We start from the raw sequence: 12,070 nt of genomic DNA on the forward strand, positions 1-12,070 counted from the left end.
TGGCCCCGGGTAACCGGTAATGGCAAATGGCCCTCGACAGAGGGCCTTTTGCGTTACCCGAAGTGGAAGAACGCCAGCTTGTTGCCGTCCGGATCCTTCACGTAGGCCCCGTAAAACTGATCGGGAATCCGCTGCCCCGGCTCACCGTCGCAGCTGGCTCCGAGTTCAATGGCCTTGCGGTAATGGGCATCCACGGCCTCTTTGGAACCGGGATTGATCGCCACCATGTTGCCGTTGCCGGGGTGATTGGGCTCTTTGTTGAAGGGCTCGCACACCGCCAGCATGGGGGTGCCCATGCTCTTGCCGATGAAGGCAATCCGGCCCATGTCCAGCAGGACTCTGGCGTCCAGGTCGGCGAGCAGGTCCGAGTAGAATGCCTTCGCCTTGTTCATATCACTGACACCGATGGTGACGTATCCGATCATAGTGCTTGCTCCGTTTGAGGTTGGGGTTCTGGCATAAATACGGGCAGTTTCCTGCCGGGATCAATGGGTGTGGTTCATTTGTCTTCGGCACCGCTGACCACCACCCGGTTCCGTCCGGCCCGCTTGGCCTGGTACAGCGACTGGTCGCACATCGCCAGCAGGTCGCGCACGGACGGAACGTTGGTCGACCAGCTGACCACACCGGCACTGAGGGTAACACTGAAGGACTCCCCCTCGTCACTGACGAACGCCAGGGATTCCATGCCGGTCCGGAGGGCTTCCGCCACATGCCGGGCATCGCCCAGGGTGGTGTTGGGCATCAGCACGATGAATTCCTCGCCTCCGGTCCGGGCCACGATGTCGGCCTTCCGGGTGCGGGATTCGATCAGTTGGGCAATTGTCTGAAGCACGCTGTCGCCCATGGGATGGCCCCAGGAATCGTTGATGGCCTTGAAGAAATCGATATCCAGGGAGACAAGCGAGAAAGTGTGGCCGTAGCGCTCGGTCTCGGCGGCCAGTTCTTCCAGTTTCCGGAGCATGTACCGGCGGTTGTACAGGCCGGTGAGTTCGTCGGTAATGGATAGCTGTTCCAGTTCCAGCTCCAGAAGTTTGCGGTCGTCGATGTCCGTGATCACGCCGTGCCAGGTAATGCTGCCATCGATATCCCGCTCCGGTCGCGACACCCCTCGAAGCCAGCGTATCCGGTCACCTTGCACGATACGGAAGTCGCACACCCACTGACACAGGGTTTGGGCGGACTCGCCGATGGATGCCTGAAGCCGTGGCAGATCGTCCGGGTGGATCGGGTCGAACATCAGGTTGGGATTGGCCCTGGCGTCTTCCGCGGAAACGCCATAGAAGTCCTCGGTCTTCTGGCTCAGGTACGGGAAGTGAAAACTGCCATCCGGTTCCATCACGAAGGTGTAAATGACGCCCGGCAGCGATTCGGCCAGTTTCTGGAGCTGGTGTTGACTGACCTTCTCATCGGTCACATCCAGATGGGTACCCATCAGCCATCGGCCACCGAGATCGTCGTGGTCGGTAAGCAGGGTGCCCCGGGTATGGATGTACCGCCATTCGCCGCTCCGGTGCATCATCCGGACCACACACTCGTACAGCGGATCCTCGCCATTAAGATACCGGGCCAAGGCCTGGTGGGCGGCCTGAACATCGTCGGCATGACACAGCCGTTCCCAGGTCTGGAAGGAGACCGGTGACAGCTCGTCGAGGGTGTAACCCAGCATGGAAGCCCAGCGGTCGTTGAAGATGATCTCCCCGGTGTCCAGATTGAACTCCCAGGTACCTGCTCCGGTGCCTTCCAGGATGGCTTTCAATCGGGTTTCCGCGGATAGCTGCATGGGTTCCTCTACCTCATGGGTGCTTGCCTAGCTAGTTAAGCACATGCGGCGGCCCCCGTGAATCAGCTTTGGCCCCGCCCATCCCTCTGCCGGGGACCGGCCTGTTCCGGAACCTCGGTCATGACAAACCGGTCTGTTGGGACTATTTTGAAAACATTGCACTGGAGTCCAACGTTCCGGACCAACTGGTCCGGGTCTCCTGGGTTCACCAGAAGGGAATTGCGGTGACCGACAACACAGTTCTACGTCTCAAGAGCATCGCCATCCTGACCATGGTCATTGCAGGTGTAACTGGCTGTGCCCTGCCCGCCATGTCCGAACGCACGGAAAGCGCAGCACTCCCGATCCAGCAGACCGAAGATACCCGGCTGGGGCGGGCCATTGCCCCGGCGCTGGCAGAGCACGGCGACAAAAGCGGGATCGTGACCCTGGCGGATCCCTACGATGCCTTCGCCGCCCGCGTCCTGCTGGCGGAAGGGGCCGATGCCTCGCTGGACGTGCAGTACTACATCTGGCGTTATGACATCAGCGGCCGGTTGTTGCTCAATGCCTTGTACCGGGCCGCCCAGCGGGGTGTCCGGGTCCGGCTGTTGCTCGACGACAACGGCATTGCCGACCTGGATCAGCCCCTGTCTGCATTGGATGGCCACCCGAACATTGAAGTGCGTTTGTTCAATCCTTTCCCCACGCGCAGTGCCAAATGGCTGGGTTACCTGAGCGATTTCTCGCGCCTGAATCACCGAATGCACAACAAATCCTTCACGGCGGATAACCAGGCCGCCATCATCGGCGGTCGAAACGTCGCGGATGAGTATTTCGGAGCCGGGTACGGGGCGCTGTTTGCCGACCTGGACATTCTCGCCATTGGCCCCGTGGTTGATGATCTCTCTGCGGATTTTGACAGGTATTGGTCCAGTGCGTCGGCGTACCCGGCCGAGTTGCTGTTGCCGGACGTGGAAATGGAGGAACTCACGAAGCTCATTGAGTCGGCCCAGGCGCTGGAGCAGAGCCCGGAGGCGACTGCATACGTGCGCTCGGTGGCGGACTCGGGTTTCATGTCCAGGCTCTTCGAAGGCAATCTGCGCTTTACCTGGGCGCCGGTGACCATGGTGAGTGATGATCCCGCCAAGGCCCTGGGCGATAGCGATGATGACAAGCTGATGAGCCGGCAGCTGGTCCAGGCGCTGGGCGAGCCCACTTCTTCCTTTACCCTGGTATCACCCTACTTCATACCCGGGAAAGCGGGGTTAGCGTTGTTTCGTGACCTCGAAAGCAAGGGGGTCGAGGTACGGGTACTGACCAATTCCCTCGAAGCCAACGACGTGGCCCTGGTTCATGCGGGCTATGCGAAGTACCGGAAACCCCTGTTGGAAGCGGGGGTCGAACTGTTCGAGATGCGTAAGCTGGATGAAGGCAAATCCCTGGAACGGGGCCTGCAGTCGGGCCTGTCGGGAAGCTCCTCTTCCAGCCTTCATGCCAAGACTTTTGCCGTGGATGGCGACACCCTGTTTGTTGGCTCTTTCAATTTCGATCCGCGCTCCACCCACCTCAATACCGAATTGGGATTCATCATCGAAAGCCGAGAGCTGGCGGGCATGCTGGATACCCTATTTGACGAACAGGTCGCGTCAGTTGCCTACGAGGTGGTGCTGGATGATGACGGCGATCTTCAGTGGATCGAGCGTAATGGCGATGAGGTCGTCCGCCACAGTCATGATCCGGAGGCCGGGGCGTTCAAACGGGGGATGGTGTTTGTGTTTTCTTTGTTGCCTATCGAGGGGCTTCTGTAACGAAGTAAAGGCAAAACGGGAAAATGGTCGGCGTGGCAGGATTCGAACCTGCGACCCCTTCGTCCCGAACGAAGTGCGCTACCAAGCTGCGCCACACGCCGATCAACGGCCGGTATTATACGGATTCACTCTGGTTTTACCAGCCCTCGGCCGACAAAAGCGCATCCGTAAAAGCGCTGAGATTATCGTAGATCGTGACCCGCGCGCCGGGTATGGGTCGGGCGTCCAGGTGCCGCTCCGTCTCTTTTCCGTTGCCGCTACGTACCAGCACAGGTTGGCAGCCCCCGGCGAAACCGGCCTCCAGGTCCTTCCGGCTGTCCCCCACCATAATGGCACCCTGGAGCGACGTCAGGTGGAAATGGGAACGGATCTGCTCCAGTAGGCCGGTCAGGGGCTTGCGACAGTCACAGTGATCGTCCGGGTGGTGGGGGCAGTAAGCGATGAAATCAATGCAGCCCCCGGCCGCCTCGACCATCCGCTCAAGCTTCTCGTGCATGGCATCCAGCTCGTCGGTGTCGTAGTAGCCCCGGGCGATGCCGGACTGGTTGGTGGCAATGGCGACCCGGTGGCCGGCGCTGCAAAGCCGTGCCACCGCGTCAATGCTGCCGGGAATGGGGTGCCATTCATCTGCAGAGCAGATGTAGTTGCCATCGTACTCATTGATGACCCCGTCCCGGTCGAGGATGATCAGCATCGTTTCCCGTTCGCCCCTGCCTCTCTTAACTCACTGTCAGCCGGCGGTCGGCAGCAGCGAAATGTCTGCGACCCGGAGGAACAGGTTGCGCAGCCGGTTCAGCAGAGCCAGACGGTTGTTGCGGATGGCCTCGTCCTCGGCCATCACCATGACCTCGTCGAAGAAGTTATCCACCGGCTCCCGCAAGCTGGCCAGCGAACTCAGAGCGCTGGCATAGTCGCCCTGCTCGAACAGCGGCAGCACTTTCCGGGCCTGCTGATCGACCCGGTCTGCCAGCGTCTGTTCGGCGGGGTCCTGCAGCAAAGCGGTATCCACGGTTTCACCGATCTGATCGCCGCCCTGTTTGGTCAGGATGTTGGACACCCGCTTGTTGGCGCCGGCCAGGGCCCGGGCCTCGGGCAGCTGGCGGAAGGCCTCGACCGCCTTGACGCGCTGGTCGAAGTCGAGCGGACGGGTCGGACGGCGGGCATGCACGGCCAGGTAGACTTCGGCACCGATGCCCTGCTCATCGTAGTGGGCCCGGAAGCGCTCGAGCATGTAATCCACCACAGTGCTGGCGGTGTTCTGCTCGGTCAGCACCGTGAAGTTCTCCTCGGCCCACTGGCAGCAGGTCTGCAGGTCCAGCGGCAGCTCCCGTTCAACGATGATGCGCAGCACGCCCAGGGACGCGCGGCGCAGCGCAAACGGATCCCGGGTACCGGATGGCGGCTGGTTGATGCCGAACAGGCCGACCAGGGAGTCGATCCGGTCAGCAATGGCGACCGCACAGCCGGTCAGGGTGGTTGGCAGGTCATCACCGGCAAAGCGGGGCATGTACTGTTCGTTCAACGCCTTGGCAACGTCCGCGGCTTCGCCGTCGTTCGCCGCGTAGTACTGGCCCATGATGCCCTGCAGGTCGGTGAACTCCAGCACCATCTCGGTGACCAGATCGGTCTTGGCCAGCATGGCGGCACGTTCGGCCAGGGCCGGATCGCTGCCGATGGCATCCGCAATTTTCTTTGCGAGGGCGGCCACCCGGACCGACTTGTCATAGATGCTGCCCAGCTTTTCCTGGAATACGATGGGCTTGAGCTGGTCGATACGGTCTTCCAGCCGGGTCTTGCGATCGGTTTCGTAGAAAAACGCGGCATCCGACAGGCGTGGACGAATCACTTTCTCGTTCCCGGAGATAACCTGGGACGGGTCCTTGCTATCGATGTTTGCCACGGTGATGAACAGCGGCAGCATCTCGCCGTCGGCGGCCACCACGTGGAAGTATTTCTGATGTTCCTTCATGGAGGAAATCAGTGCTTCCGCAGGAACCTCCAGGAAGCGTTCCTCGAAGCGCCCCATCAATGGTACTGGCCATTCGTTCAGGGCGGTGACTTCGTCGAGCAAGTCGTCGTCAATCACGGCCTTGCCGCCGGCCTCGCGCTCGGCCAGCTCGGCCACGCCGGCCCGGATCAGCTCCCGGCGCTCGGCGAAATCGGCAATGACAAAGCCTTCCTGCTTGAGCACCACCTCGTAATCGCCGGGGGTCGGCACGATCAGGGCTTTCGGGCAGTGGAAGCGATGGCCGCGGGTCTTGTTGCCGGGCGCCAGGCCCATGATCGGCGCATCAATGACTTTGTTGCCGAACAGCATGACGACCCAGTGCACCGGGCGGACAAACTCGGTCCGGTGTGCGCCCCAGCGCATGCGCTTTGGGATGGGCAGCGCCGCCAGTGACTGTTCGACCAGTTCCGGCATCAGTTCGACGGTGGGTTTGCCCTTTTCGACGGTCCGGTAGACCACCCACGCGCCCTTGTCGGTTTCCAGGGTGTCGAGCTGGTCCGGGGTGACGCCCAGCGAAGTGGCAAAGCCCGTCAGTGCGCGGGTCGGGTTGCCGGCATCATCGAAGGCGGCTTTCACCGCCGGGCCGCGTTTCTCGACGGGCTTGTCCGGTTGGGCGTCGGACAGATCCCGAACCCGGACCGCCAGACGACGGGGCGCGGCAAAGGCTTCAACCTTGCCGAACTCGATGCCGGCGTCTTCCAGGCCCCGGGCAATGCCCTGGGTGAACGCATCAGACAGCGGCTTGAGCGCTTTCGGGGGCAGTTCTTCGGTGCCCAGTTCGACCAGAAAATCCTGTGTTGCCATGGTTATGCGTTCCCCTGTTCCTGCTGTGCCTTCTTCGCTTTTTTGCCTTTCTTGCCGTTGGCCTTGTCATCGGCGGCGTCCGCCGCGGCCAGTACTTCCTCACGCAGGGCCTCGGGCGCCAGCGGGAAGCGGAGTTTGCGGCGGCTGTCGAAGTAGGCCTGGGCCACGGCCCTTGCCAGGGTACGTACCCGCAGGATGAATCGCTGGCGCTCGGTCACCGAGATGGCGTGGCGGGCGTCCAGCAGGTTAAACGTATGGGAGGCCTTGAGCACTTGCTCGTAGGCCGGCAGGGCGAGGCCAGCGTCGATTAGCCGGGAGCTCTCGCGCTCATGAACATCGAAGCTGTGGAACAGGAAGTCGGTGTCCGCGTGCTCAAAGTTGTAGGTGGACATCTCTACTTCCTGCTGATGGAAGACGTCGCCGTAGGTGACCACGCCGTCCGGACCTTCGGTCCAGATCAGGTCGTAGACACTGTCCACGCCCTGCAGGTACATGGCGATCCGCTCAAGACCGTAGGTGAGCTCGCCGGTTACCGGATAGCATTCGATACCGCCGACCTGCTGGAAGTAGGTGAACTGGGTCACTTCCATGCCATTTAGCCAGATCTCCCAGCCCAGGCCCCAGGCGCCCAGAGTCGGGGATTCCCAGTTGTCTTCCACAAACCGGATGTCGTGGACCAGCGGGTCCAGGCCCAGGGCCTTCAGCGACTCGAGGTAGAGTTCCTGGATGTTGTCCGGGGACGGCTTCAGCACCACCTGAAACTGGTAGTAATGCTGGAGGCGGTTCGGGTTTTCGCCGTAGCGGCCATCAGTGGGGCGACGACTGGGCTGGACGTACGCGGCATTCCAGGTTTCCGGCCCGATGGCTCGCAGGAAGGTCGCCGGGTGAAACGTACCGGCACCCACTTCCATGTCCAGTGGCTGGAGTACCACGCAGCCGTGCTGCGCCCAGAAATTCTGCAGAGCCAGGATCAGGCCCTGAAAGGTCCTGATGTCCGGAGCGGTATTTTTCGTTGCCTTGTCTGTCACGACGTTTGCCTACTGATCGGTCTGAGTGTGGCGCCCCGATTCCGCCGGGGCACTCTGAAAAAAGGCGCATTATACGCTTGCCAAAGCGGTATTTCTAAGAGGAGTTCACTGCGTTGATTTTGAACTAGAAGAACGTCAGCCCCACCTGGAACAGTTTTTCCACATCCCGGATCCGGGATTTGTCCACCAGGAACAGGATCACGTGGTCATCGGGCTGGACCCGGAGGTGATCGTGGGCGATCAGGACTTCGTTGTGCCGCACGATGGCACCAATGGTGGTCCCCTCCGGCAGGTTGATTTCATCCAGTCGCTTGCCGACCACCTTGGAGGAGCGGTGGTCGCCGTGGGCGATGGCTTCAATGGCCTCCGCAGCGCCCCGGCGCAGGGAGTGAACGTTCACCACGTCGCCCCGGCGCACGTGTGTCAGCAGGCTGCCGATGGTGGTTTGCTGGGGCGAGATGGCCACGTCGATGTCGCCACCCTGGATCAGGTCCACGTAGTCCGGGTTGTTGATCAGCGTGAGCACCTTGCGCGCGCCAAGCCGCTTGGCCAGCAGTGAGGCCATGATGTTGGCCTCGTCGTCGTTGGTGACGGCGCAGAACACGTCGGTGTTCTCGATGTTCTCTTCCAGCAGGATGTCCTTGTTGGCAGCGTTGCCCTCCAGCACCACTGTCTTGCGCAGGTTTTCCGACAGCATCACGCAGCGCTCGTGGTTCCGCTCAAGGAGCTTGACCTGGTACCGGTTCTCCAGCGTGTGCGCCAGGCGCTGGCCGATGTTGCCGCCGCCACAGATGAAAATGCGCTTGTAGTTCTTGACCAGGGGCTGCAATTCGCTCATGACCGACCGGATGTGGTCGGACGCGGCGATGAAGAACACTTCGTCGCCATCCTCGATCACCGTGTCGCCCTGGGGCATGATCGCCCGGTCCTTCCGGAAGATGGCTGCCACCCGGGTGTCGATACGGGGCATGTGGGTGCGCAGGTACGACAACTCATGGCCGACCAGCGGTCCACCCTTCATGGCCCGGATCGCCACGAGCCGGGTCAGGCCCTTGGAGAACTCGAGCACCTGCAGAGCGCCTGGGTTTTCGATCAGGCGGGTGATGTGCTTGGTAACCAGGTGTTCCGGGCTGATGAGGACGTCAATGGGGAAGCCGCGCAGACTGTCGAGGTCTTTCTTCCGGTCCCTCTGGTAGAACAGATCCGATTTTGCGAGGTAGGCGTTGGCCCGAACCCGGCAGATGGTGGTCGGGGTCTTGTACAGAAGCTTGGCGACCTGGCACGCCACCATGTTGGTTTCGTCGCTGCTGGTGACGGCAATCAGCATGTCGGCGTCTTCCGCCCCGGCCTGCCGGAGCGACGTCGGATACGACGCCTCGCCCTGGACCGTCCGGATGTCGAGCCGGTCCTGCAACTCGCGTAGCCGGGCACCGTCACTGTCGATAATGGTGATGTCGTTGGCTTCGTTCGCCAGGTTTTCGGCCAGTGTGCCACCCACCTGGCCGGCACCGAGGATCATGATCTTCATGCTTCGGGTTTCTCCAGTACGGCGTAGAAGAAGCCGTCATGGCTGTTCGGATCGGGGAGCAGCTGCCGCCCCGCGCCCATATCCCGTCCCCATGAAACCTCCGGTTCCACGAGCACGGCGGTGTCCTGCTGTTTACGGAATCGCTGGATTATACGGTGGTTTTCCTGGGGGAACACCGAACAGGTCGCATACACCAGCCGCCCGCCGGGTTTGAGGATAGACCACATGGCCTCCAGCAGGCCAAGTTGAATTCCGGCCAGGGGCACGATATCTGTTTCCCGACGCAGCAGCTTAATGTCTGGGTGGCGCCGGATGACGCCGCTGGCACTGCAGGGCACGTCGAGCAGAATCCGGTCGAAAGCGTTGCCATCCCACCACTGGTCAATGTCCGCGGCGTCGGCCTGGATCAGCGTGGCCTCAAGATCCAGCCGGTCGAGGTTCTCCTGCACCCGTGGCAGGCGTGCGGCCGATTCGTCGATCGCCACCACTTCGGCCAGATCGCCGCAGGCTTCCAGAATGGCGCAGGTCTTGCCGCCGGGCGCGGCGCAGGCATCCAGCACCCGCTGGCCCGGGGCCAGATCCAGCAGCGTCGTACACAGCTGGGCGGCTTCGTCCTGGACGCTGACGGCGCCATCGGCAAACCAGGGCAGGTGCTCCACGGGTACCGGCTGATCCAGCTGGATACCGCAGGGCGCATACCGGGTGGGTGCAGCTTGAATACCCGCCTCGGCCAGCAGGGCCAGGTAGCGCTCGCGGGTGAAGCGGAGGGCGTTGACCCGCAGCGTCATGGGGGCCTGGGCGTTGTTGGCATCGAGAATCCGTTGCCAGTCATCCGGCCAGTTGTGGCGCAGTTTCTCCACCATCCAGGCCGGATGGCTGAACCGGTCCGCGTCGTTGGCCGGCGCCGGGGCCCCTTCCCTTTCGGCGGCCCGCAGCACCCCATTGACCAGACCGGTGAGGTGCGGCTTGTCCAGTGCCCGGCAGGCTTCCACGGTCTCATTGAGAATCGCGTAGGTGGCGTGCTGGCTGAACCGGAGTTGAAACAGCGCCACCAGCATCAGGTGGTGAACGATGCGATCGGGGCTACGCAGCGGTTTTTTCAGCCGGCCCCGGAGTTCGCCGTCGAGCCGGTGAAACCATCGGCAGGTGCCATAGCACAGCGCCTGGAGGACCGGGCGTTCGTTGATGGGAAGCCGGGCCAGCGCCGGCGGCAGACACTGGGAAAGGGACTGACCGTTTTCCACCGCGAGCAGTACATCGGCGGCAACGGCTCTCACGGGCTGGCTGTGCCCCCCCATGTCAGTGCAGCTCCTGACCGGGAAGCAGCAACTGTTTGCCACCGTTGATCAGGTCGCTCGAACTCTGGGCCCTGGAGCCCGGCAATTGTAGGCGAGTGATGCGCAGGGTACCGGTGCCGCAGGCCACGTCAATGCCGTCCCGTTCCCGGCGAAGGACGGTGCCTGCGGGCTTCCGGCTATCATCGGGGAGGACTGTGGCCGAGTGGATGCGGAGTCGTTGCTGGTCCAGATCGGTGTAGGTGCCAGGCCAGGGACTGAACGCTCGAATCAGGCGCTCGATGCTCGCCGCGTCGCTCGACCAGTCGATGTGGCCCTCGTCTTTGGTCAGCTTTCGGGCGTAACAGGCGAAATCATCATTCTGGGCTTCGGCTTTCAGTTCGCCTTTTTCCAGCAGCCGCAGGGCTTCCACAATGGCATTGCCGCCGAGCGCCGCCAGACGGTCATGGAGGCTGCCGCCGGTGTCATCGGCTTCGATCACGGTCATGGATTTCAGCAGCATGGCGCCGGTGTCGAGGCCCTCATCCATCTGCATGATGGTGATGCCGGTCTCGGTGTCACCGGCGGCAATCGCCCGGTGAATCGGTGCGGCGCCGCGCCAGCGCGGCAGCAGCGAGGCGTGAATGTTCAGGCAGCCGTGCCGGGGAATGTCGAGCACGGCTTTGGGCAGGATCAGGCCATAGGCCGCAACGATCATCACGTCCGGTTTCAGGTCTGCCAGTTCCTGCTGGGCAGTTTCCGTTTTCAGACTTTCCGGCTGGAACACCGGAATACCGGCGTCGAGGGCCACCTGTTTGACCGGGCTGGGCATCAACTTGCGGCCGCGGCCGGCGGGTCGATCCGGCTGGGAATAGACACCGACCACGGTATGGCGGGTGTTCAGCAGGGCTGTCAGGGCGGTGGCTGCAAAGTCCGGGGTGCCAGCAAAAACGAGTCGCACGGTGCTGAAGTCTCTGTTCCGTTGAATACGAAAAGACCGGGTCGCGACCCGGTCCGAAGTCTGTTTACCTGTCCTGGCAGTGTTCCACGCTTGCCCGGTCAGGCGCTCTTCTTGTGCAGCTTTTCCAGCTTCTTGCGAATCCGGTTACGCTTCAGGGCGCTGAGATAATCGACAAACAGCTTGCCGTTCAGGTGATCCATCTCGTGCTGGATACACACTGCAAGCAATCCGCGGGCTTCGAGCTCGTAGGGCTGGCCGTCGCGGTCAATGGCCCGGATCATGCAGTGTTCGATGCGGCTGACGTCTTCGTAGAAGCCCGGTACCGACAGGCAGCCTTCCTGCATGTCCTCCAGCTCGCCATCAAGCACCTCGACCTCGGGATTGATGAACACCCGCGGCTCGCTCTTGTCCTCCGACAAGTCCATCACGATGATCTGCTTGTGAACATTCACCTGAGTGGCCGCCAGACCAATGCCGGGCGCATCGTACATGGTCTCGAACATGTCGTCGATTAGCTTGCGGATATCGTCCGTAACCTCGTCCACCGGCTTGGCGATGGTGCGCAGACGGGGATCCGGGTATTCGAGAATATCTAGTATCATGACGCTCGTTTATTGACCTGTATATCTGAGTGCAGTGTTAACGTTTGTATCCCTTGTAAATTTCTGCAAGCGAGTGAAACTGATCGCCAAAATGCGACAGCGTACTGCGCAAAAAATCACCCTTTACCTAAGATGATCGGGACGGAACCGTAGGATTCAACGGCTGCCAGCAGCGTTAACGCGATTTCTCTATTATCCAACAATTCGTCGATTGAGTACAAACTGATCAGTTAATAGTTAAAATCTCTCGCCGGAAGGATAGAATTTACTGGAAGAACAAAAGATAACATCA

The 12,070-nt window shown here is 61.5% G+C and carries 10 protein-coding genes and 1 tRNA gene; 1 reads left to right on the forward strand and 10 read right to left on the reverse strand.

The window, feature by feature from the left end; translation table 11 throughout:
• Positions 1-53: 53 nt before the first annotated feature.
• Both QQF73_RS11970 and QQF73_RS11975 read right to left on the reverse strand, forming a co-directional pair.
• The gene (locus tag QQF73_RS11970) at positions 54-425 is read right to left on the reverse strand and encodes a VOC family protein (protein ID WP_219867486.1); all 372 of its coding nucleotides are present in this window, start codon (positions 423-425) and stop codon (positions 54-56) included.
• Between the two features lie 74 nt (positions 426-499).
• Positions 500-1,783, reverse strand: a complete 1,284-nt coding sequence (locus tag QQF73_RS11975) for a sensor domain-containing diguanylate cyclase (RefSeq protein ID WP_219867487.1) — start codon at positions 1,781-1,783, stop codon at positions 500-502.
• Positions 1,784-1,851: 68 nt separating this feature from the next.
• On the opposite strand from QQF73_RS11975, the gene QQF73_RS11980 reads away from it, so the two are divergent.
• Positions 1,852-3,573, forward strand: a complete 1,722-nt coding sequence (locus QQF73_RS11980) for a phospholipase D family protein (RefSeq protein WP_324124956.1) — start codon at positions 1,852-1,854, stop codon at positions 3,571-3,573.
• A 24-nt stretch (positions 3,574-3,597) separates the two neighbouring features.
• On the opposite strand, the gene QQF73_RS11985 is transcribed toward QQF73_RS11980, so the two are convergent.
• The 8 genes from QQF73_RS11985 to def all read right to left on the reverse strand — a co-directional run bounded on the left by QQF73_RS11985 (position 3,598) and on the right by def (position 11,778).
• A tRNA-Pro gene (locus QQF73_RS11985) sits at positions 3,598-3,674 on the reverse strand.
• A 35-nt stretch (positions 3,675-3,709) separates the two neighbouring features.
• Positions 3,710-4,267 (reverse strand): D-glycero-beta-D-manno-heptose 1,7-bisphosphate 7-phosphatase, encoded by a 558-nt coding sequence (gene gmhB, locus QQF73_RS11990; protein ID WP_219867488.1) that lies wholly within the window; start codon positions 4,265-4,267, stop codon positions 3,710-3,712.
• Positions 4,268-4,303: 36 nt separating this feature from the next.
• The gene (gene glyS / locus QQF73_RS11995) at positions 4,304-6,385 is read right to left on the reverse strand and encodes a glycine--tRNA ligase subunit beta (protein ID WP_219867489.1); all 2,082 of its coding nucleotides are present in this window, start codon (positions 6,383-6,385) and stop codon (positions 4,304-4,306) included.
• Between the two features lie 2 nt (positions 6,386-6,387).
• Positions 6,388-7,413: a glycine--tRNA ligase subunit alpha gene (gene glyQ, locus QQF73_RS12000; RefSeq protein ID WP_219867490.1), complete on the reverse strand. Its 1,026-nt coding sequence runs from the start codon at positions 7,411-7,413 to the stop codon at positions 6,388-6,390.
• A gap of 124 nt (positions 7,414-7,537) precedes the next feature.
• Positions 7,538-8,941, reverse strand: a complete 1,404-nt coding sequence (trkA, locus tag QQF73_RS12005; RefSeq protein ID WP_219867491.1) for a Trk system potassium transporter TrkA — start codon at positions 8,939-8,941, stop codon at positions 7,538-7,540.
• Positions 8,938-10,239 (reverse strand): 16S rRNA (cytosine(967)-C(5))-methyltransferase RsmB, encoded by a 1,302-nt coding sequence (gene rsmB / locus QQF73_RS12010; RefSeq protein WP_285368346.1) that lies wholly within the window; start codon positions 10,237-10,239, stop codon positions 8,938-8,940. Before rsmB ends, trkA begins: the two co-directional genes overlap by 4 nt.
• Position 10,240: 1 nt before the next feature.
• A complete protein-coding gene (fmt, locus tag QQF73_RS12015) occupies positions 10,241-11,176 on the reverse strand; it encodes a methionyl-tRNA formyltransferase (protein WP_285368347.1) in 936 nt (311 codons plus the stop codon).
• 98 nt (positions 11,177-11,274) lie between these two features.
• Entirely contained in the window at positions 11,275-11,778 is a 504-nt protein-coding gene (def, locus tag QQF73_RS12020; protein ID WP_218636151.1) for a peptide deformylase, read from the reverse strand.
• Positions 11,779-12,070: the final 292 nt, after the last annotated feature.

The sequence above is a fragment of the Marinobacter albus genome, from assembly GCF_030238305.1.
Taxonomy (GTDB): domain Bacteria; phylum Pseudomonadota; class Gammaproteobacteria; order Pseudomonadales; family Oleiphilaceae; genus Marinobacter; species Marinobacter albus.